Origin of the sequence: Burkholderia anthina, assembly GCF_902498995.1 — a bacterium.
GTDB lineage: Bacteria > Pseudomonadota > Gammaproteobacteria > Burkholderiales > Burkholderiaceae > Burkholderia > Burkholderia anthina.
Genome location: NZ_CABVLY010000050.1, coordinates 1 through 22,079 on the forward strand (window position 1 = coordinate 1; position 22,079 = coordinate 22,079).

At 66.1% G+C, this 22,079-nt stretch carries 20 protein-coding genes; 18 read left to right on the plus strand and 2 right to left on the minus strand.

Translation table 11 applies throughout. The features are described 5' to 3' along the window. The 4 genes from BME24068_RS34310 to BME24068_RS34325 all read left to right on the plus strand — a co-directional run. Window positions 1-174: 4Fe-4S dicluster domain-containing protein (locus tag BME24068_RS34310; RefSeq protein ID WP_174928750.1), on the plus strand; the 174-nt coding region annotated here is incomplete at its 5' end. 49 nt (window positions 175-223) lie between these two features. Next, window positions 224-1,417 (plus strand): beta-ketothiolase BktB, encoded by a 1,194-nt coding sequence (bktB, locus tag BME24068_RS34315; protein WP_096506060.1) that lies wholly within the window; start codon window positions 224-226, stop codon window positions 1,415-1,417. Between the two features lie 37 nt (window positions 1,418-1,454). Continuing rightward, window positions 1,455-2,309: a 3-hydroxybutyryl-CoA dehydrogenase gene (locus tag BME24068_RS34320; protein WP_174928751.1), complete on the plus strand. Its 855-nt coding sequence runs from the start codon at window positions 1,455-1,457 to the stop codon at window positions 2,307-2,309. A 318-nt stretch (window positions 2,310-2,627) separates the two neighbouring features. After that, entirely contained in the window at window positions 2,628-3,401 is a 774-nt protein-coding gene (locus BME24068_RS34325) for an ABC transporter substrate-binding protein (RefSeq protein ID WP_096506064.1), read from the plus strand. A gap of 52 nt (window positions 3,402-3,453) precedes the next feature. Here BME24068_RS34325 and BME24068_RS34330 read toward each other — a convergent pair whose 3' ends face one another. Further along, window positions 3,454-3,603: a hypothetical protein gene (locus BME24068_RS34330; RefSeq protein WP_162826269.1), complete on the minus strand. Its 150-nt coding sequence runs from the start codon at window positions 3,601-3,603 to the stop codon at window positions 3,454-3,456. Between the two features lie 74 nt (window positions 3,604-3,677). Then, window positions 3,678-4,631: a LysR substrate-binding domain-containing protein gene (locus tag BME24068_RS34335; protein ID WP_096506066.1), complete on the minus strand. Its 954-nt coding sequence runs from the start codon at window positions 4,629-4,631 to the stop codon at window positions 3,678-3,680. A 169-nt stretch (window positions 4,632-4,800) separates the two neighbouring features. Here BME24068_RS34335 and BME24068_RS34340 point away from each other — a divergent pair, with 169 nt between their 5' ends. The 14 genes from BME24068_RS34340 (at window position 4,801) to BME24068_RS34405 (ending at window position 22,000) form a co-directional block, all read left to right on the plus strand. After that, complete coding sequence (locus BME24068_RS34340; protein ID WP_096506068.1) at window positions 4,801-5,850, plus strand: aromatic ring-hydroxylating dioxygenase subunit alpha; 1,050 nt, start codon at window positions 4,801-4,803, stop codon at window positions 5,848-5,850. A gap of 1 nt (window position 5,851) precedes the next feature. Then, the gene (locus BME24068_RS34345) at window positions 5,852-7,012 is read left to right on the plus strand and encodes a 2Fe-2S iron-sulfur cluster-binding protein (protein ID WP_096506070.1); all 1,161 of its coding nucleotides are present in this window, start codon (window positions 5,852-5,854) and stop codon (window positions 7,010-7,012) included. 76 nt (window positions 7,013-7,088) lie between these two features. After that, the gene (locus BME24068_RS34350; protein ID WP_096506072.1) at window positions 7,089-8,213 is read left to right on the plus strand and encodes a DUF2817 domain-containing protein; all 1,125 of its coding nucleotides are present in this window, start codon (window positions 7,089-7,091) and stop codon (window positions 8,211-8,213) included. 156 nt (window positions 8,214-8,369) lie between these two features. Continuing rightward, window positions 8,370-9,386 carry a GlxA family transcriptional regulator gene (locus tag BME24068_RS34355; RefSeq protein WP_096506127.1) on the plus strand — a complete coding sequence of 339 codons (1,017 nt, stop codon included), beginning with the start codon at window positions 8,370-8,372 and terminating at the stop codon, window positions 9,384-9,386. A gap of 227 nt (window positions 9,387-9,613) precedes the next feature. Next, a complete protein-coding gene (locus BME24068_RS34360; protein ID WP_096506074.1) occupies window positions 9,614-10,825 on the plus strand; it encodes a M24 family metallopeptidase in 1,212 nt (403 codons plus the stop codon). 637 nt (window positions 10,826-11,462) lie between these two features. Beyond that, on the plus strand, window positions 11,463-12,845 hold the full coding sequence (locus BME24068_RS34365; RefSeq protein ID WP_174928752.1) for an MFS transporter: 1,383 nt from the start codon (window positions 11,463-11,465) through the stop codon (window positions 12,843-12,845). 100 nt (window positions 12,846-12,945) lie between these two features. Beyond that, window positions 12,946-13,467 (plus strand): hypothetical protein, encoded by a 522-nt coding sequence (locus BME24068_RS34370; RefSeq protein ID WP_174928753.1) that lies wholly within the window; start codon window positions 12,946-12,948, stop codon window positions 13,465-13,467. A 4-nt stretch (window positions 13,468-13,471) separates the two neighbouring features. Further along, entirely contained in the window at window positions 13,472-14,761 is a 1,290-nt protein-coding gene (locus BME24068_RS34375; RefSeq protein ID WP_096506078.1) for a quaternary amine ABC transporter ATP-binding protein, read from the plus strand. Then, window positions 14,758-15,645, plus strand: a complete 888-nt coding sequence (locus BME24068_RS34380; protein WP_174928754.1) for an ABC transporter permease — start codon at window positions 14,758-14,760, stop codon at window positions 15,643-15,645. The genes BME24068_RS34375 and BME24068_RS34380 overlap by 4 nt, the downstream gene beginning before the upstream one ends. 153 nt (window positions 15,646-15,798) lie before the next feature. Beyond that, window positions 15,799-16,680, plus strand: coding sequence for a glycine betaine ABC transporter substrate-binding protein (locus tag BME24068_RS34385; protein WP_174928755.1), 882 nt, complete (start codon window positions 15,799-15,801; stop codon window positions 16,678-16,680). 104 nt (window positions 16,681-16,784) lie between these two features. Beyond that, on the plus strand, window positions 16,785-18,080 hold the full coding sequence (gene glyA, locus BME24068_RS34390) for a serine hydroxymethyltransferase (protein WP_279608816.1): 1,296 nt from the start codon (window positions 16,785-16,787) through the stop codon (window positions 18,078-18,080). Window positions 18,081-18,264: 184 nt separating this feature from the next. After that, the gene (locus BME24068_RS34395) at window positions 18,265-19,152 is read left to right on the plus strand and encodes a dihydrodipicolinate synthase family protein (RefSeq protein ID WP_174928756.1); all 888 of its coding nucleotides are present in this window, start codon (window positions 18,265-18,267) and stop codon (window positions 19,150-19,152) included. 6 nt (window positions 19,153-19,158) lie between these two features. After that, the gene (locus BME24068_RS34400) at window positions 19,159-20,490 is read left to right on the plus strand and encodes an NAD(P)/FAD-dependent oxidoreductase (RefSeq protein WP_174928757.1); all 1,332 of its coding nucleotides are present in this window, start codon (window positions 19,159-19,161) and stop codon (window positions 20,488-20,490) included. Window positions 20,491-20,506: 16 nt separating this feature from the next. Then, entirely contained in the window at window positions 20,507-22,000 is a 1,494-nt protein-coding gene (locus BME24068_RS34405) for an aldehyde dehydrogenase (RefSeq protein ID WP_174928758.1), read from the plus strand. Window positions 22,001-22,079 lie beyond the last annotated feature (79 nt).

A 22,079-nucleotide genomic window follows, 5' to 3' on the forward strand; every position in this document is an offset into this window, starting at 1 on the left:
TTCTGCCCGGCGGCGGTGTACGAGTTCGTGAAGAACGACGACGGCAGCGACCGGCTGGTGATCAACGCGCAGAACTGCGTGCACTGCAAGACCTGCGACATCAAGGACCCGACGCAGAACATCGTGTGGGTCACGCCGGAAGGCGGCGGCGGGCCGAATTACCCGAACATGTAACGCAAACGCATCCCCGCGCCCGCGGGCGCGAACGAACCGGAGTGAGACGATGAGCAATGCAGCGAAGGAAGTCGTGGTGGTGAGCGGTGTCCGTACCGCGATCGGCGATTTCGGCGGAAGCCTGAAGGATTTCTCGCCGACCGATCTTGGTGCGAAGGTCGTGAGCGAAGTGCTGTCGCGCGCGAACGTGCCGGGCGATGCGGTCGGGCATGTCGTGTTCGGCCACGTCGTGAACACCGAGCCGAAGGACATGTATCTCGCGCGTGTCGCGGCGATCAACGGCGGCGTTGCGCAACATACGCCGGCGCTGACCGTGAACCGCCTGTGCGGCTCGGGCCTGCAGGCGATCGTGTCGGCCGCGCAGACGATCATGCTCGGCGACGCCGACGTCGCGATCGGCGGCGGCTCGGAAAACATGAGCCGCGCGCCGTACACCGTGCCGGCCGCGCGTTTCGGCCAGCGCATGGGCGACGGCAAGCTCGTCGACATGATGCTCGGCGCGCTGCACGACCCGTTCCAGACGATCCACATGGGTGTGACGGCCGAGAACGTCGCGAAGAAATACGGCATTTCGCGTGACGCGCAGGATGCGCTCGCGCTCGAATCGCATCGTCGCGCGGCGCGCGCGATCGCCGAAGGGCGCTTCAAGGATCAGATCCTGCCGATCTCGATCCGCACGAAGAAGGGCGAGGTCGCGTTCGACACCGACGAGCACGTCCGCCACGATGCCGGCCCGGACGATTTCACGAAGCTCAAGCCGGTGTTCGCGAAGGAGAACGGCACGGTGACGGCCGGCAACGCGTCGGGGATCAACGACGCCGCCGCCGCGGTGCTGATGATGAGCGCGGACGCCGCGCGCGCGCAGGGCGTGAAGCCGCTCGCGCGTCTCGTCGCGTATGCGCATGCGGGCGTCGATCCGGCGTACATGGGCATCGGCCCGGTGCCGGCCACGCAGAAGGCGCTCGAGCGCGCGGGCCTGAAGATCACCGATCTCGACGTGATCGAGGCGAACGAGGCGTTCGCCGCGCAGGCATGCGCGGTCACGCAGGAGCTCGGCCTCGATCCGGCCAAGGTCAACCCGAACGGCTCGGGCATTTCGCTCGGCCACCCGATCGGCGCGACGGGCGCGTTGATCACGGTCAAGGCGCTGTACGAACTCAAGCGCATCGGCGGGCGTTATGCGCTCGTGACGATGTGTATCGGCGGCGGTCAGGGGATTGCGGCGATCTTCGAGAACATCTGATAATCGACCGCTCAGCACCCGAACACACAGGAATCGTATGACCATCGAAACCGTCGGCGTCGTGGGCGCCGGAACCATGGGCAACGGCATTGCGCAAACCGCGGCCGTTGCGGGACTCAACGTCGTGATGATCGACGTCAGCGATGCGGCGCTCGACAAGGGCGTCGCCGCGCTGAAGGGCAGCCTCGAGCGGCTCGTGTCGAAGGACAAGCTCGACGCCGGCGCGCGCGACGCCGCGCTCGCGCGCATCGCGACGTCGACCGATTACGCGAAGCTCGCCGCGGTCGACATCGTGATCGAAGCCGCGACCGAAAACGTCGAGCTGAAGAGCCGCATCCTGAAGCAGATCGAGTCGGTCGCGCGGCCCGATGCGATCATCGCGACCAACACGTCGTCGATCTCGATCACCGCGCTCGCGGCGCTGCTCGCCGATCCGTCGCGCTTCGTCGGCATGCACTTCTTCAATCCGGTGCCGCTGATGCCGCTCGTCGAGATCATCCGCGGGCTGCAGACGAGCGAAGCAACCGCGTCGGCCGTGCGCGCGCTGACCGAGCGTTTCGACAAGTCGCCGATCGGCGTGCGCAACGCGCCGGGCTTCGTCGTGAACCGGATTCTCGTGCCGATGATCAACGAAGCGTTCTTCGTGCTGGCCGAAGGCATCGCGTCGGCCGAGGAGATCGATGCGGGGATGAAGCTCGGTGCGAACCATCCGATCGGGCCGCTCGCGCTGGCCGATCTGGTCGGTCTCGACGTGTGCCTCGCGGTGATGGACGTGTTCCTGAAGGACTTCGGCGACACGAAATACCGTGCATGCCCGCTGCTGCGCGAGATGGTGTCGGCCGGGCGCCTCGGGCGCAAGACCGGGCGCGGGGTGTACGACTACGGCAAGTAAGCGGCGCGTCGGTGCCACTTCGTGCGGCCGCCTTCGGGCGGCCGTTTGTTTTAAGCGGCGCGCTTATGCGTCGAGCACCGTCAGATCCCGCGGCAACGCGATCGCGTGAATTCAGCAGATGAATGGAGGCGTTCCGGGGCGAGTCGAACGGCTCGACCGCACGCGGCCATTTTAGAAAAACTTAAGGGACGCGCAGCACAAGGCCTCTGTTCGGCGGAATTGTGGATTTTTAAGCTTGGTCCCGGTCGTTTCAACCTGTCGGCCGGGCACGCGCAACGCAAGTACGCGCCGCCTCGATCCGAGTCCCCTGGAGCACACATGAAAAACGCAATTGCCGGTCTGGTCATGCTGGTGTCCGCTGTTTCCGCCCATGCGGGCGACGCGACACGCCTTCGTTTCGGCGTGGATCCGTCCTACGCACCGTTCGAATCGAAAGCGCCGTCGGGGCAACTCGTCGGCTTCGACATCGATGTCGGCAACGAGATCTGCCGCCGTTTGAACGCGCGGTGCGTGTGGGTCGAGACGGCATTCGACGGCATCATCCCGGCGCTCAAGGGCCGAAAGTTCGACGCGATCCTGTCTGCAATGTCGGTCACGCCGCAGCGCGAGACGCAGGTCGCGTTCTCCACGTCGCTGTTCAATACGCCGAGCCGGCTGGTCGGCCCGCGCGGCCGCGACCTCAAGCCGACCGTCGCGTCGCTGCGAGGCAAGCGCGTTGGCGTCGCGCAGGGCTCGACGCAGGAGACCTATGCGCGCACGTACTGGGCACCTGCCGGCATCGAGATCGTGTCGTACGCGAACCAGGAACTCGTATACAACGATCTGCGCGCCGGCCGCCTCGACGCAACGCTGACCGACATGATCTCCGCGAGCGAAGGGTTTCTGAAAACGCCGCAAGGGGCCGGCTATGCGTTCGTCGGCGAGCCGGTCGTCGACGAGAAGACGCTCGGCAAGGGCGTGGCGATCGGCTTGCGCAAGGAGGACGGCGCGCTGCGCGACAAGATCGACGGCGCGATCGCCGCGATGAACCAGGACGGCACGTTCCGCCGGCTGGAGCGCCACTATTTCGATATCGAACGGTCGAATCCGTAACCGGATACGGTTCCATCGCGTGCTGTCCGGCAGATTGGATGCCGGGCGGTGCTCAGATCAGCAGGTCGACCGATTGCAGCACGTTGCGCGCATGCGGCGACGCGGATGACAGCGCCGTGCGGATCGTCTCGATTAGACAGTCAAGAAAGCATTCGGCCGCCGGCCCCGGCGGTCGATCGCTGCGCGAGATCACGCTGACCAAGGCCTCTTCGAGCGACTCGCGCAATGGCAGTGCGCTGCGCCCGGGGCGGCATCCGGCACGCGTTCTGAGTCGTGCTACGCGGCGCCCGTCGGGCACGCCGCGATCAACTGGTCGCTCACCTGCTGCTGCTCGCGCGCACGCGTGAGCAGCCAGCGATGGAAGCCGCGGCATTCCGGTTTGTCGAACGCGCTTTTCTTCCACGCGAGGAAGTACGGCCACGGCAGCGGCAGTCCCGACGCGAGTGGCACGACGAGCCGCCCGGCGGCGACGTCGTCGGCGATCATCGACGATTGGGCGAGCACGAAGCCGTGGCCGTCGATCGCGGCCTGGATCGCGACACTCGACAGCGAGAAGGCATGGCGGACCGGTGCCGCCGTCGCCGCATCCACGCCATGCGCGTCGAACCAGTCCTGCCACGACGGCGGCGACGCGAACTTCGGCTGCCAGTCGATCGCGATCAACGGGAACGGCAGCAAGTCGGCCGCCGCCACGAGCGGCGCGCGATCGTGCAGCAGATGCGGACTGCAGGCGGGTACCACTGCGTCGCGAAACAGCTCGACCGCGTTGTCGACGTCGGCGACACGATCGCCATAGCTGATCCGGAAATCGATCTCGCAGCCGTCCGGAAACGGCTCGGTGTGCGTGCCGTCGAGATAGAGGCTCAGTTCCGGGTAGGCCTGCTGCCATTCGATCACGCGCGGCGCGAGCCATTTCGACAGCAGCGACGGCAGCGCGCTGATCCGCAGGTTGCGGTCGTGCCGCGAGCGCTCGACTTCCGCGTGCGCGATGCGCAACCGTTCGAACGCGTCCGCGCAGCGCTCGTGGTAGCGGCGCCCGGCCGTCGTGAGCCGCAGCCGCTTGCCGTCCTTCTCGAGCAGGCTGAGGCCGAGCGTGTCCTCGAGCAGTTTCATCTGCTGGCTGACGGCGCCCGCCGAAATGCCGAGGCGCTTCGCGGCTTCGGCGATGCCGCCGCAGCGACCGACGGCTTCGAAGACCTGCAGCGCGCGCAAGGGAGGAAGCGTACTCATGGCAGTGGATCCGGCAAAAGCGTGATCGTAGACGAAATTCGTTTTAGAGATACTAAAGCATCGATCAGTTTTGGGTAGCTATTCTTTCCTGTTGAGGTTTCTTATGCTTCGGTCTGAGGCATCGATACCGGGGAGCGCGGCGCGCGGCTCCGAACAACAGGAGAATCGGATGTTTTTGAGAAACGCTTGGTATGTCGCGGCATGGGACAAGGATGTCACGCGCCGGCTGACGCCCGTGACGATGCTCGGCGAGCGCATCGTGCTGTATCGCAAGGCCGACGGCACGCCGGTGGCGCTCGAGGACGCGTGCCCGCACCGGATGCTGCCGCTATCGATGGGCCGGCTGACGGGCGACGACGTCGAATGCGGCTATCACGGCCTGACGTTCGACTGTTCCGGCGCGTGCGTGCGCGCGCCCGGCTCGGCCCGGATTCCGGCCCAGGCGATGGTGCGGCGGTATCCGGTCGCGGAGCGCTACGGGCTCGTATGGGTGTGGATGGGCGACGAAGCGGCCGCGGATCCGGACGCGATCCTGACGATCGACGAATGGAACGATCCGGCATGGGGCCTCAATCGCGGCGATGCGATGACCGTCGATTGTCATTACCTGTACATGACCGACAACCTGCTCGATCCGTCGCATGTCGCGTGGGTGCATCGTTCGTCGTTCGGCAACGCCGCGTGCGAATCCGAGCCGTTGAAGACGAGCGTTGCCGACAACGGCGTGACCGTGTCGCGCTGGATGCGCGACGTCGACGTCGCACCGTTCTACGCGAAATTCGTCCGCTTCCCGGGGCGCTGCGATCGCAAGCAGCATTACGAGGTGCGGTTTCCGTCGGTCGCGGTGATCAAGGCGATCTTCACGCCTGCCGGCACCGGCAGCGACGACGGTGTCGTGCATCCGGACGTGTTCCTGATGAACTCGTACAACTTCATGACGCCGGTTGACGATTCGCATACGCGCTACTTCTGGTTCCAGACGCGCAATTTCGCGCCGGGCGACGCACAGGTGTCGCGTGCGTTCGACGAGGACGTGCGCCATGCGTTCGAGGAGGATCGCGTGGTGCTGGCCGCCGTGCATGCGGGCATGGCGCGCCGCCGCAAGCCGAACATCGATCTCGCGATCGATTCCGGGCCGCTGCGGTTCCGGCGCGCGCTCGGCCAGATGATCGACGCCGAGCAGGCGGCGGCTGCCGTCGCGTGCGAGGCGGGGCGATAACATGGCCGCCGCCGGTTTGACTACCGCGCAGGCGCCGACCGCGCCGAGCCGGTTCGAGCGGTTTCGCGTTCAGCGCTGCACGCGCGAAAGCGGCGTGATCGTCTCGTTCGAACTCGTGCCGGTGGACGGTGCGCGACCGCTGGTGTTCGCGCCCGGCCAGTTCGTCGTGCTGCGGTTGACGCTGCCGGACGGTGAGCGCGTGCTGCGCCACTACAGTCTGTCGGGCGACCCTGCCGACACGACGCGCTGGCGCATCTCGGTCAAGCGCGAGGACGGCGGCGGTGACGTGCCGCCGGGACGCGGTTCCACGTATCTGCACGCGAACGTCGAGGTCGGCACCGAACTCGAACTGGCCGGCCCGGCCGGTGCGTTCGTGTGCGACGAAGGCAGCGAGCGTCCGGTCGTGCTGATGAGCGGCGGCGTCGGCGTGACGCCGATGGTCAGCATGCTGCATCGGCTGTCGCGCGCGTCGCATCGGCGCGTGCATTTCATTCACGCATGCGAGAACGGCGCGGTCCATGCGTTCGCCGACGAAGTGCGCGCGCTGGCCGCGACGCGGGACGGTATCGACGTGCACGTGTGCTACCGGCAGCCGCTCGAGGACGATGACGCGCGCGGCGGCTTCGACAGTCGCGGGATCGTGACGCGCGAGTGGTTGCAATCGCTGCTGCCGCTCGACGACTACGACGTATACCTGTGCGGCCCGCCCGGTTTCATGCAGGCGAACTGGCGCCTGCTGCGCGGGCTGGGCGTCGCGCGCGAGCGGATTCGCCACGAATTCTTCGGGCCGGCGACGGTGCTTGAAGACGAAACCGATGCACCGCGGTCCGGCGTCGCGGAGCAGACTGCGGCCACGGGTGCGAGTGCCGATCCGGCCGCTGCAGACGGCGCTGCGATCACCGTGCGCTTCGAGCCGCATGGCAAGCCGATACGCTGGCGACCGGAACACGGCTCGTTGCTGGAGATGGCCGAGCAGGCGGGATATGCGCCGGTATTCAACTGCCGTGCCGGCCTGTGCAATGCCTGCATGACGCCGCTGCTGTCCGGCAGCGTCGCGTATGACGAGGCGCCGCTGTCGGCGCCACCCGAAGGGTCGGTATTGCTGTGCTGCGCGCGGCCGACCGGCCCGGTGACGCTTGATCTGCAATGCGGGCGCCACTGACGCGCGGCGGCCGCGCATATGAACCGAACAGGCGACGGACGCTACGGTCCGCCGCGCGAACAAGGAGGATTCAACGATGAAGCATGGCTTTCCGGTCGAGGCCGATTTCACGCGGCAACGCGCGCAGTTCCTGCAGGCGGCCGAAGCGGCCGGCGCGACGGTGACGAGCCATCCGCACCCGCTCACCGGGCCGGCGGGTGAGCCGCTCGCGACCGACGTCGCGTGGCTCGGCCCGCGTGACGCGCGTCGCGTGCTGGCGGTCGTATCCGGCACGCATGGCGTCGAAGGCTATTATGGATCCACGTGTCAGACCGAATGGCTGCACGAACTCGCCGGGCGTGCGCTGCCGCCCGGCGTGGCCGTGCTGATGGTGCATCTGATCAATCCGTGGGGCACCGCATGGGTGCGGCGCGTCAACGAAGACAACGTCGACCTGAACCGGAACTACGTGGATTTCGGGGCCGCGCTGCCAGTCAATCAGGGCTACGAATCGATTCACGAAATCTACACGTGCCGCGATGTCGACGGCCCGGAACGCCGACACGCCGATGAACGGCTCGACGCGCATTTGCGTTCGCTCGGCTGGCCCGGTTATCTGGCGTTGCTCGAAGCCGGGCAATACGTTCACGCGGACGGACTTTTTTACGGCGGGCAGCAGGCGACGTGGTCGAACCGGACGCTGCGCGAGATCGTCGCGCAGTACCTGCAGCCCGCACGAATCGCGATCGCGTTCGACCTGCACACCGGCGCGGGGCCGTTCGGGCATCCGATGCTGATGGCGATCGCGCAGTCGCGCTATCCGGCGCTCGCCGATGCCGAAAAGCTGTTCGGCCCGTGGCTCTATACGCTGCTGACGGCGCAGGATGCGGCTGTCAGCGACACGGGCGTGGCCGCGCGTGCGACCGGCTACACGTCGCAGGCGATGCTCGATGCGCTGCCGGATACGCATCTGATGCAACTCGTGATCGAATGCGGAACGTTTCCCGAGGTGCCGATGCATGCGGCGCTGCGCGACGATCACTGGTTGCATCTGCATGGCGATCCGCGCGATGCGCTTGGCAGGCGGATCAAGCGTGCGCTGCTCGACGCGTTTTTGCCCGCCGATCCCGACTGGCGGGAGATTGCGTGGGTGCGTACCCGGCAGGTGCTGAATCGCGCGTTGAACGGGTTGCCGGAAATTCGGCCAATCCGCGAAGATTGAGCGCTACCTGCCGCGCGATCGGTGGGCATGCGCGCGAATTGCCTGCACGGCGACGCGGTGGCGATCACGGCAAGGCGGCCGCCGGAAGGCGCGCATTGCAGTCACCGGATTCGCGGCGCTATGATGCCGCATCCGTCCGATGGCACTGATCCCTCGATGTCGAAAACCGCGCCTGTATCGTCGCTGCCGCCCCGGTCGCGCGAAGGTCTTCATGACCTTCGAGTCGTCCGTTACGGCTTTCTGCTGGTCGACAACTTCTCGCTGATCGCGCTGAGTGCCGCGATCGATCCATTGCGGATCGCGAACATGGTCGTCGGGCGGCGAGTCTACGACTATCGGCTGATCGGGGCCGGCGACGCGTTCGTCCAGTCGAGCGACGGCATCCGTGTCGTGCCGGACGTATCGGTGTCGGACAGCGACGCATTCGACGTGGTATTCGTCGTCGGCCCCAATCCCATCCCGCGCCGACGGACCGGCGCGATCGTCGACTGGCTGCGTCGGCAGGCACGCAACGGGACCGCGCTCGGCGGCCTCGATACCGGCAGCTACTTCCTCGCGCGCGCCGGGTTGTTGAACGGCTATCGCTGCACGATCCATTGGGAGGACCAGGACGTCCTGATGGAGCAGTTTCCGAAACTGACCGTGTCGACCCGCCTCTACGAAATCGATCGCGACCGCTATACGTGCAGCGGCGGCGTCGCGCCGCTCGACCTGATGGTGCATCTGCTGGCAACCGCGCCCGGCAGCCCGGCACTGGCCGCGCGCGTGCTCGAATTGCTGGTCGCGGAGCCGCGCAGCCGCGAATACCGGCAGCAGACGTCGCTGCGCCAGTACATCGGCGCGGAACACGAGAAGCTGGACGAGGCCTTGCAACTGATGGAAAGCAACGTCGAGGAAACGCTTTCCGTGCCCGAGATCGCCGTCCATTTGCAGGTGTCGCAGCGACAGTTGCAACGGTGGTTCCAGGATCGCCTCGGCAAGTCGCCCGCGCAGGCGTATCTGGAGATTCGCCTGCTGCGTGCGCGGCAACTGCTTTACCGCACGGCGACCTCGCTCGAGGAAGTGTGTGCGCGTACCGGATTCACGTCGACGACCCATTTCGCGACGCGCTACAAGGAACAGTTCCAGATCTCGCCGATTGCCGACCGGCGCCGCTACCAGAACGCGCTGTAGTCCGGCGGCGATCGCCTGCCGGGCTCGGCCGGCATTCATTCCCGTACCGACTCGTCCCGCCGACGGACAGGCCCGCGCTCGTTCGCGCACGGCGGCCCGTACCGGATTGGTGGTTAACCCGACATGGCCAAATCGCGGATTCCGATGTCCATTGCGGAAATCTTCGAATTTGCCGAACTTCTACCATTTGCTCACACCCACCACGCTTTTTACCGAGGAGCGAGCTCATGAAAATGGAGAACCTGATTCGAATCGAGAATGGCGAAAAGGTGAAGCACACCTTCTCCGATGCCGAATATGCGAACCGTCAGCGCAAGCTGCGCGAACTGATGGCGCGCGAAAACATCGACGCGGCGCTGTTTACGTCGTATCACAACATCAACTACTACTCGGACTTTCTGTATTGTTCGTTCGGCCGGAAGTACGGCCTCGTCGTCACGCCGAACAAGGTCGTGTCGATCTCGGCGAACATCGATGGCGGCCAGCCGTGGCGGCGCACGGTCGGCGACTACAACGTCGTCTATACCGACTGGCAGCGCGACAATTTCTTCCGTGCGGTGCAGGCCGAGATCGACAATCGGGGGCGCGTCGGCATCGAGTTCGACCATGTGCCGCTCGAGGTGCTGTCGAAGCTGAAGGCGGCGCTGCCGTCGGTCGAGTTCGTCGACATCGGCGCACAGACGATGCGCATGCGCATGATCAAGTCCGATGAGGAAATCGCGCTGATCAAGCATGGCGCGAACGTCTGCGATGTCGGCGGCGCGGCGCTGGCTGCCGCCGTGCACGAAGGCGTGCCCGAACACGAAGTCGCACTGGCGTCCACGCAGGCGATGGTTCGCGAGATCGCGCGACGCTTCCCCGAGTCGGAACTGATGGATACGTGGACGTGGTTCCAGTCCGGCATCAACACGGATGGCGCGCACAACCCCGTCACCACGCGCAAGGTGCAGAAGGGCGACATCCTGAGTCTGAACTGCTTCTCGATGATTGCCGGCTACTACACGGCACTGGAGCGCACGATGTTCTTCGACCACTGTCCGGATGAACATTTGCGTTTGTGGAAGGTCAACGTCGAAGTGCACGAAGCGGGACTGAAGCTGATCAAGCCCGGCGCACGCTGCGGCGACATCGCACTCGAACTCAACAAGATCTACGCGGAATACGGGCTACTGGAATACCGCACGTTCGGGTACGGCCACTCGTTCGGCGTGCTGTCGCACTACTACGGACGCGAGGCGGGGCTCGAACTGCGCGAGGACATCGATACCGTGCTGGAGCCGAACATGGTCGTGTCGATGGAACCGATGATCATGATGCCGCAAGGGCACCCGGGCGCGGGCGGCTATCGCGAGCACGACATCCTCGTCGTCGGCGAGCGCGGCGCCACCAACATCACCGGCTTCCCATACGGCCCGGAGCGCAACATCATCAAGGCGTGAGCGGCATCCGCCGCGTTCGCGGATGATGGCACACGCGGCATGGAGGGCACCCCGTAGCCGACGGAGGGCGATCCGCCAGAATCGTCCACGTCGGCTATTTCGTTAAACGAAGCATATCGAGTCGATCGCGGGTCCCGTCCCGGTCGATGCGCGAACGGGCAGGGCAGGCGGCCGCCTGTCGTCGCGAGTGATCGCGTTCCGGCGTTCCGGCTGCGCGATCCTGCATCCCCCTCCCGTTTCTAGGTTTCCCGGTTTTGCCTGACCGGCCGTCAAGTGGCCGGGCACGCGCATTTCCTGCCCCTCTCCGTCGACCGTCTTCGACGGGCATCCTCTCCCACGTGACAATCACGCGCTTCCGCGTTCGCGCAGCGCGATGCCGGCTTTCCTCAAGACTTCTGATTTTCGACACGCGATCGCCGTCGACGCGGCGCGCCGCCCGCCGCCCGACGGTGTTAACCCTCGATGTCGAATCCAGGGAGTTTATTGTCGAAAAGGAAAATCTTCCTGGGGCTCCAACTCCTACCATGCGTTTGAACGGCCGCGATTCGGCACTGCGCAGTGCACTCACCGCACGATCGATCGAATCACGGATGGCGGCCATGACACCGCAACGTACTATTCAGTTTGGAGACTGAGCATGAGTACCAGAAAGGTAATGTCGGGCCGGTCGGCCGATGCCGGCGCATGGTTGCCGAGTCAGGGCGGCACCGCTCATTCGAGCGGCGGCGCGCCCGCGCGCGCGGAGGTCGATACGCGGCTGCTCCGGCGGGCGGCAAGTGCGAGCTTCATCGGCAATTTCGTCGAATGGTTCGATTACGCATCGTACGGGTATCTCGCGACCGTCATCGCGGTCGTGTTCTTTCCGAAGAGCGACGCGATGACGGGGCTGCTGGCCGCGTATGGCGTGTTCGCGATCTCGTTCGTGATCCGGCCGCTGGGCGGCGTGGTGTGGGGGCACTTCGGCGACAGGGTCGGACGCCGGACCGCGCTGTCGCTGTCGATCCTGATCATGTCGGGCTCGACGTTCCTGATCGCGTTCCTGCCGACTTATGCGCAGGTCGGGATGGTCGCGCCGGTCTTGCTGCTGCTGGTGCGGGTCGTGCAGGGCTTCTCGGCGTCGGGCGAGTATGCGGGGGCGTCGGCGTTCCTTGCCGAATATGCGCCGGAAGGCAAGCGCGGGTTCTACACCAGCATCGTGCCGGCCAGCACCGCGGCCGGCCTGTTGTTCGGGTCGATCTTCGTCGCGGCGATGCACGCGGTGCTGACGTCGCAGCAACTGCACGATTTCGGCTGGCGTCTGCCATTCCTGCTGGCCGCGCCGTTCGGCCTGGTCGGACGCTACATCCGTATTCGACTCGAGGACACGCCGAAGTTCAAGGCGCTCGAAAGCGCGCACCATGTCGCGCAGGCGCCGGCCACCGAATTGCTGACGCGGCATCGCGGCAGGATGCTGATCGCGTTCGGCGTGACGTGTCTGAACGCCGTGGCGTTCTACCTCGTGCTGAGCTACATGCCGACCTACCTGTCTATCGAGATGGGTGTCGGCGAGACCGAGTCGTTCATCGCGGCGACGATTTCGCTGGCGGCGTATATCGGGCTGATCTTCCTGATGGGTGCGCTGTCGGATCGGGTCGGGCGCAAGACGATGCTGATCGGCGCGTCGGTGCTGTTCGCGGCGCTGACGGTGCCGCTGTTCAAGGGGCTGGCCGGCGCGAGCTTCGCGACGATCGTGATGATCCAGATCGCGTTCGGTGCGCTGCTGACGATGAACGACGGGACGTTGCCCTGCTTCCTGTCGGAGATTTTCCCGACACGGGTGCGTTACACCGGTTTTGCGTTCTGCTTCAATACGGCGAATGCACTGTTCGGCGGGACGGCGCCGTTGGTCGCGACGTGGCTGATCGGCGCGACCGGGAACAAGCTGGCGCCGGCATGGTATCTGGTCGGGGCGGCGGGTGTCGCGCTGGTCGCGATGCTCGCGAGCAGCGAAACGTCGAAGCGGCCACTTGCGGACGATTGACGGTGCGATGAATCGTTCGACCGGTTCTCACCCGGTTTGAACCGGAACGCCGTGCGGCAGCAGCGAATGCGCTGCCGCACGGTGTTTTTCAGAAGTCGCGATGCCATCGCGCGTTATCGACGTTCGTGACGACGTCGCGCGTGCGGATTGCGTGTTGTTCGTCGCGGCGATTGCGGCGCGGTGGCGATCGCCGTCGACCGCCGATCCTGCATGCCCGACCCGGTTCGACGGACGTTTTTGCCTTCATTCGACCGTTTTCTCCGTAGTTTCCCTTAAGTCCCCTCGTCGGGATTTTCCCCTAGCGCACCGTCTTGCGCACCGTGTGCACCACATTGCCGCAATCCCCGCGAAATCCCGCATAGCCGCACCGCCATTGGCTTTCGCGTCATTCGCACGGTTTCGGGGCAATCGCGCTTTTTTGCCCGTATTCGATGCATTACCAAAGGTATGGAAAAGCGCACAGAAAATGTATCTGGAGCCGCGTAATTGGATTGATACGCTGCAACCACTGTATCAGCGCCGTCAACCACGCAGGAGCGGCATCGAGCCCGCGCAGCAAGCGCGGCAATCGATGGCGGCTCGTCCGAAGTTCGCGGTTTCCTTCACCATCCAGTCGGGATGACAGAATGGCCCCAAATCTGACGTTTGCACCGGGCGACGTACTTCCCCCCGGGGCAATCCACACCGACGGTGCGCCGTCGATCGCCCGGTCGGGCATCGCGACCGGAACCGACATCCTGACCGTCAAGCACCTGTCGAAGATTTTCGGTCCGAAGCCCGAGCGTGCGATCGAGATGCTGAAGAGCGGTGTCGGCCGCAACGAGATCTTCGCCGAGACCGGCAACATGGTGGCGGTCAACGACGTGAGCCTGAGCGTGAGGGCCGGCGAGATCTTCGTGATCATGGGGCTGTCGGGCTCCGGCAAGTCGACGCTCGTTCGTCTGCTCAACCGGCTGATCGAGCCGACGTCCGGGCAGGTCGTGCTCGAAGGCCGCGACATCGCGCCGATGTCGACGCCGGAACTGCGCGACGTCCGGCGCCAGAAGATGGCGATGGTGTTCCAGTCGTTCGCATTGCTGCCTAACCGGACCGTGATCGACAACATCGCGTACGGGCTCGAAGTCGCGGGCATCAAGAAGGCGCAGCGCTACGAAGTCGCGCGTGCCGCGCTGGAGCGCGTCGGCCTCGGGTCGTACGAAAAGCTGCTGCCGAGCGAGTTGTCCGGCGGCATGCAGCAGCGCGTGGGCCTGGCTCGCGCACTGGCGGTAAATCCGTCGGTGCTGCTGATGGACGAGGCGTTCTCCGCGCTCGATCCGCTGATCCGCTTCGAAATGCAGAACGAACTGCTGCGCCTGCAGAAGGAAGAGCAGCGCACGATCGTGTTCATCTCCCACGATATCGAGGAAGCGGTGAAGATCGGCGGCCGCATCGGCATCATGAAGGACGGCTGCCTGATCCAGGTCGGCACGCCGGCCGAGCTGATCCAGACGCCGGCGGACGACTACGTGCAGGACTTCTTCCGCAACGTCGACGTGTCGCGCTTCCTGAAGGCCGCCAGCATGATGACGAAGGTCGAGCGCGGGCTGCTTCGCTGCAATGCGGGCACGCCGTCCGATCGTTACCTGAACCAGCTGATCGACAGCGGCGCCGAATGCGGCTACGTGTGCGACGAGGCCGGTCACTACCTGGGCTGCGTCACGCCCGCCACGCTGCACCGGTCCGGCGCGCGGCCGATTCGCGAGGCATTCCTGAACGACTTCAACGCGGTGTCGATCGATACGGATCTGCATCGACTCGCGTCGATCGCGCTGACCCAGCAGCACGACGTGCCGGTGACGGACGCAGCGGGACAACTGGCAGGCGTCGTGTCCTGCCGGACGATACTCAAGCAGATGATGCAACGGAGGGCAGCATGAATTCGTCGGTGATCGGGAAGTTCGCGGAAGACTTCGTCAATTTCCTGTTTCTGCACTTTCGCGGCGGTTTCGACACGTTCTCGGCGGGGCTCGGCGCGGTCGTGAAGCTGCTCGAGGACGGGCTCGGCGCCGTGCCGTTCATCGCGATGGTGGTGCTTCTGGTCGGCCTCGCGCTGTGGCGCCGCGGCATCGTGTTTTCGATCTTCGTCGGCTTTGCGCTGCTCCTGATCCACTACATGGGCTTGTGGGCGCAGACGGTGTCGACGCTCGCGCTCGTCATCGCGGCGACCTTCTTCAGCCTGGTGATCGGCGTGCCGCTCGGCATCTGGGGCGCACGCAACAACCGGATCGGCATGATCCTGCGCTCGCTGCTCGACTTCATGCAGACGATGCCCGCGTTCGTGTACCTGATCCCGGCCGTGATCCTGTTCGGGCTCGGACGCGTGCCGGCGGTGATCGCGACGATCGTGTTCGCCATGCCGCCGGTCGTGCGGCTGACGACGCTCGGCATCCGCCAGGTGCGCGAGGAACTGATCGAAGCCGGCCGTTCGTTCGGCAGCACCGACTGGCAGCTTCTGTGGAAGATCCAGTTGCCGAACGCGCTGCCGTCGATCATGGCGGGCGTGAACCAGACGATCATGATGGCGCTGTCGATGGTGGTGGTGGCATCGATGATCGGCGCGGGCGGCCTCGGCGAATACGTGCTGAGCGGCATCCAGCGTCTCGACATCGGGATCGGCTTCGAAGGCGGGCTGGGGGTCGTGCTGCTCGCGATCGTGCTGGACCGCCTGACGGAAAGCTTCGGCGTGAAGGCGAAGAAGAAGGTGAAGAAGCCGACGGCGCGTGCCGGCAAGGCCGGCCCGCGTGGCGCGGCCCGCACCTGACGGCCACGGCAGTTGAAGGCAACCGAAGGACGATGACGCGCCGCGGCCACGGTGCCGCGGCGAAATCGACGTAGCAGTACGTGGAGACCAGAAACGCCGATCGGAGGCGTTCCCCACCCTTGAAAGATTCGCGTAATTAAAAAGGAGTACTAGATGAAAATCCATACGTTCAAATCGCTTCTGGCGAAACTTGCGGTATCGACGGTGGTTGCGTGCAGCGCAGGTGTGGGAGCGGCGTCGGCGGCCGAGCCGGTCAAGATCGCGGTGACCAACTGGGCGGACGTGCTGGCGGTGGCCAACGTCGCGAAGTACGTGCTGGAAACGCAGCTCAAGCAGCCGGTGGAGTTCGTGCAGGCCGCGATCGGCATCCAGTACCAGGGCGTCGCGCGCGGCGACCTGGACATCATGGTCGGCGGCTGGCTGCCGGTCACGCATGCGACGTATTACGCGAAGTACAAGAACGACCTGGATGACGTCGGCATCATCTACACGGGCGGCAAGAACGGCTGGGCCGTGCCGACCTACATTCCTGAATCGGAGCTGTCGTCGATCGCGGACCTGAACAAGCCGGAAGTCAAGAGCAAGCTGAACGCCACGATCCAGGGCATCGAGCCGGGCGGCGGCCTGATGCAGGCGTCCGAGAAGACCATCAAGGCCTACAACCTGGACGGCTACAACCTCCAGGCATCGAGCGAGGCCGGGATGCTGGCGAGCGTGTCGCGTGCGTACCAGTCGAAGCAGTGGGTCGTCGCGACGGTCTGGAGCCCGCACTGGTTGTTCCAGAAGTGGCAGATGCGCTACCTGAAGGACCCGAAGGGCACGCTGGGCGGTGAAGAGCAGATTCACGCGTTCGCATCGAAGAAATTCGCCGGCAAGTTCCCGCGTGCCGACGTGTTCTTCAAGCACCTGAAGCTGACGCTCGCCGACGTCGAAGCGATCGAATTCGAAGGCAACAGCACGAACGACTACGCGACGGCCGCGAGGAAATTCGTCGATGCGCATCCGGAGAAGCTGAAGGCCTGGCTGCAGCAGTAAATCCCGCGCGCCCCGGTGCCGATCGTCCGGGGCGCGACGAACCCGCCGGCCCGGCAGCGTGCAGCACGCGCAGCCCGTCATGATTCCCGTCGCGGAGTGACCAAGTGAACGAGAACGCCCGCTTTTTTTCCGAAACGCTTCAGAGTCGGGATCCGGTGATCGCATCGGAGATCGCGCTGGAGCTGCGGCGCCAGCAAACCCAGATCGAGCTGATCGCGTCCGAGAACATTGCGTCGGCGGCGGTGCTGGAGGCGCAGGGCACCGTCCTGACGAACAAGTATGCGGAAGGCTATCCGTCCCGGCGGTACTACGGCGGCTGCGACCACGTCGACCGGATCGAGGCGCTCGCGATCGACCGCGCGTGCGCGCTGTTCGACGCCGGCTATGCGAACGTGCAGCCGCATTCGGGCGCGCAGGCCAACGGTGCGGTGATGCTCGCGCTGGTCAGGCCCGGCGATACGGTGATGGGCATGTCGCTCGATGCGGGCGGCCATCTCACGCACGGCGCGCGGCCGGCGCTGTCGGGCAAATGGTTCGATGCGGTGCAGTACGGCGTGAGCCCGGACACGCTGCGCATCGACTACGACGACGTGCGCCGGCTCGCCGAGCGGCATCGCCCGAAGCTGATCATCGCGGGTTACTCGGCCTATCCGCGGGCGCTCGATTTCGCGGCGTTCCGCGCGATCGCGGACAGCGTCGATGCGAAGCTGATGGTCGACATGGCGCACATCGCGGGCATCGTCGCGGCTGGCCGGCATCAGAACCCGGTGCCGTTCGCCGACGTGGTGACGTCCACCACGCACAAGACGCTGCGCGGCCCGCGCGGCGGCTTCATCCTGACGAAGCACGCCGACGTCGCGAAGCAGGTCAATTCGGCGGTATTTCCAGGGTTGCAGGGCGGCCCGCTGATGCATGTCGTCGCGGGCAAGGCGGTCGCCTTCGCCGAAGCGCTGCGCCCGGAGTTCACGCGCTATATCGATCAGGTGCTGCGCAACGCGCAGGCGCTCGCCCGCGTGCTGACCGACGGCGGGCTGACGCTCGTCACGGGCGGCACCGACAACCATCTGCTGCTGGTCGACCTGCGTTCCCTGCGCCTTAGCGGCACGCAGGCCGAGAAGGCGCTGGAGCGCGCGGGCATCACCTGCAACAAGAACGGGATTCCGTTCGATACGGAAAACCCGACCGTCACGTCCGGCATCCGGCTCGGCACGCCGGCCGGCACCACGCGCGGATTCGGCACCGCGCAGTTCGAGCAGATCGGCGAAATGATCCTCGACGTGCTGTCCGCGCTCAAGCGCGATCCGGGCGGCGACGAAGTGGTCGAGCGCGCGGTCCGGACCCGCGTGCGCGATCTGTGCAACCAGTTCCCCATATACGCGCATGCGGAGGCGTTCGCCTGATCCCGGAATCGGGCGGACCGGGGCCTTCGTCCCGGTGGCGTATCGAATCGATCGGCCCGGCTGCGCGAACGCGGCGCGTGCCGACGACGTTTGTCGAATGGCCGGTTCCGTGCGTGCCGCGACGCTTCAATGACGCGTCCGGCGCAGCGACGGCCTGGCCCATCCACTCAAATGAGGAATCGAAATGAGCTTCGAGGGCGTACACACACCGCTGGTCACTCCGTTCGACGCGGACGGCGAAATCGACCACGCATTGCTGGGCAGGCATGCTGCCGATCTCGCCGGCCGCGTGTCGGGTCTGGGGATCGGCGGGACGACGGGCGAATACTACGCACTGAGTTTCGACGAGCGCGTGCGCACGTTCGACACGGTCGCGGCCGCGGCCGGCGGCAAGACGTTCCTGACCGCGGGCATCAATGCGACGACGACGAAAGAGGTGCTGCGTCTGGGCCGGGAAGCGAAGCGCGCGGGATTGAATGCGTTGCTGGTCGCGGCGCCGTACTACGCGCAGCCGACGCAGCAGGAATTGCTCGCGCATCTGCTCGCGGTCGACGATGCGCTCGACATGCCGATCATGCTGTACAACTTTCCGGCCCGCACGGGCACCGAGATCGGCGATGCGATTCTCGAGAAGCTGCTCGAGCGCAAGAACTTCGCCGCGATGAAGGAAAGCACCGGCGACATCGCGCATCTGCATCATCTGTCGACGCATGTCGGCGGCCGGCTGGTGCTCAGTTGCGGGATGGACGACCAGGCGCTCGAATTTTTCGCATGGGGCGCGCGCAGCTGGGTCGGCGGCGCGTCGAACTTCCTGCCGGAAGCACATACCGAGCTGTTCGACGCCTGCGTGACGCGCGGCGATTTCGCGGCCGGGCGCAAGCTGATGGCGCAACTGCTGCCGGTGCTCGAACTGCTCGAGCGCAGCGGCAAGTTCATTCAGTACGTGCGTTACGGCTGCGAGCTGGCCGGTCTGCCGGTCGGCGTCGCGCGCGCACCGCTCGGCGCGCTGTCGGGCGACGAGCGCGACGCGTTCGCGACGCTCGTGAAACCGCTGATCCGCGACGGCCGGTAACCCAGCATGGGCTCGCATCTGGCATTCGCGCGGTTTCCGGCGCCCGACGGCATGAACGGCTGGTGGGAGAGCCTGCCGCCCGCGCGGGCGGCTCGCACCGTCACGTCCGAAACCCGGTTCGACTGGGTCGTGATCGGCGGCGGCATCACCGGGCTGTGCGCGGCGCGCCGGCTCGCGGAGCTGGCGCCCCACGCGAGCATCGCGCTGGTGGAGGCCGACCGGATCGGACGCACGACGGCCGGGCGCAATTCCGGATTCTTCGTCGACCTGCCGCACGACATCAGCAGCGAAAGCTATTCGCGCAGCATCGACGAAGATCGCGCCGATGTCCGGTTCCAGCGGCATGGCATCGACTATGTCCGCTCGATCGTGCGGCGCTTCGGCATCGATTGCGACTGGCGCGACGACGGCAAATTCCACGCGTCGGTCAACCAGAAGGGCGCGGCGGCGCTCGCGCATTTCGCCGACGGGCTGGCGCGCATCGGCGAAGCGTTCGAGTGGCTCGACCAGCCGGCGATCCAGGCGGTGACCGGAACCGGCTTCTATACGGGCGCGCTGTTCACGCCGGGCTGCAGTACGGTACAGCCGGCCGCGCTGATGCGCGGGCTGGCGGCGACGCAGCCGGACAACGTGACGGTGTTCGAGCACAGCGCGGTCACGGCGATCGAACAGCGCGGCGACACGCGGGTGCTGCATTTCGCGGGCGGCAGGATCGTCGCGAAGCAGGTGATCCTGTGCACGAACGCCTATGCGGCGACGTTCGGCCGGCATTCGAACGGCTTGCTGCCGGTCTATACGTTCGCTTCGCTCACGCGCCCGATGAATCCGGACGAAGTGGCGAAACTCGGCGGCGCGCGCTCGTGGTCGCTGATCCCGGCCGACCCGATGGGCACCACGGTGCGGCGCCTGATCACCAACCGTATTTGCGTGCGCAACCATTTCGCGTTCCGGCCGGACGTGAAGGTGTCGCAGGCCGATCTGGCGAAGTCGCGCAGCCTGCATCGGCGCTCGTTCGAGCGCCGCTTCCCGATGCTCGCCGGCGTCGAGCTCGAATACACGTGGGGCGGGCCGCTGTGCCTGTCCGCGAACAACGGCGCGCTGTTCGGCAAGCGCGACGACGGCCTTTACGAAGCGATCGGATGCAACGGCCTCGGCCTGAGCCGCGGGTCGTCATCCGGCAAGTTGATCGCCGAATACGCGCTCGGCGAATCGAGCGATCTCGTGCAGCAATTGTTGAAGCAGCCGCATCCCCGCCCGCTGCCGGTCCGGCCGCTCGTCGACCTGGCCGTGTCGGCGACGATCTGGGCCAAGGAATTCTCGGCCGGCGCCGAACTTTGATTTTTGAGGAAACGACATGACGACCCATCAGGACTGGATTCAAAAGGCGCAAGCGCTGTCGCTCGACGGTCGCGCATTCATCGCGGGCAAACGCAGCGCGGCCGCGTCGGGCGAGACGTTCGGAACGCTCAACCCGGCGTCCGGCAAGGTGCTCGCCGAAGTCGCGCGCTGCAACGGACGCGACGTCGATCAGGCGGTCGCGGCCGCGCGCGACGCGTTCGAATCCGGCGTGTGGTCGAAGGCCGCGCCCGCGCACCGCAAGGCGGTGCTGCTTCGGCTCGCGCAGCTGATCGACGCGCATACGGACGAACTCGCGCTGCTCGAGGCGCTGGAAGCCGGCAAACCGATCGGCGAATGCCTCGGGCTCGACATTCCCGAGTCGGCCGCGTGCATTCGCTGGCACGCGGAGGTGACGGACAAGCGCTACGACGCGTTGTCGCCGTCCGGCGCGGGCGTGGTCAGCATGATCACCCGCGAGCCGATCGGCGTCGTCGGCGCGGTGCTGCCGTGGAATTTCCCGGCGCTGATGCTCGCGTGGAAGATCGGCCCGGCGCTGTCGGTCGGCAACAGCGTGGTCGTGAAGCCGGCGGAGCAGACGTCGCTGTCGACGCTGCGCATCGCCGATCTCGCGGCCGAGGCCGGCGTGCCGCCGGGCGTGTTCAGCGTCGTCACGGGCTTCGGCGGCGAGGCCGGCGAAGCGATCGGCCGCCATCCCGACGTCGATCTCGTCGCGTTCACCGGCTCGACCGCAACCGGCAAGCGCTTCCTGCACTACTCGGCCGACACGAACCTCAAGCGCGTCGTGCTCGAGTGCGGCGGCAAGAATCCGCAGGTGATCCTGCCGGACGTCGCGAATCTCGATGCGGTGGCCGAACAGGCCGTCGCGGCCGCGTTCTGGAACATGGGCGAGAACTGCAGCGCCGGCTCGCGGATCATCGTGCCGTCGAGCCGCAAGGCGGAACTGCTCGAGAAGATCCAGGCCGTGCTCGTCGGCTGGAAGACCGGCGATCCGCTCGACCCGGACGTGAAGCTCGGCGCGCTGATCGAGCAGAAGCACTACGAGAAGGTGCTCGGCCATATCGAGAAGGCGAAGGCCGAAGGCGCGCGCGTGGCGTGCGGCGGGCGCGCGATCCTGACCGAAACCGGCGGCTGGTTCGTCGAGCCGACGATCTTCGACCAGGTGACGCCGGAGATGAGCATCGCGCGCGACGAGGTGTTCGGGCCGGTCGTGTGCTTCATCGAATACGACGACGTCGACGATGCGGTGCGGATCGCCAACGACACGTGCTACGGGCTTGCCGCGTCGGTGTGGACCGACAACGTGAACAGCGCGCACAAGGTCGCGGCGCGCATTCGCGCGGGCACGGTCACGGTGAACTGCTTCGGCGAAGGCGACCTGTCGACGCCGTTCGGCGGCTTCAAGCAGTCGGGGTTCGGCGGGCGCGACAAATCCGTCTACGCGCACGATCAATATTGCGAGCTGAAGACCACCTGGCTGAAGCTCGACTGAGCGCGCGCACGAAGGGCGCGGCACGCCGGGCCCGCGCGGCCCGGCCCCGGCTGGCGGCGTGCGCGCGGCGGCTTCGGAC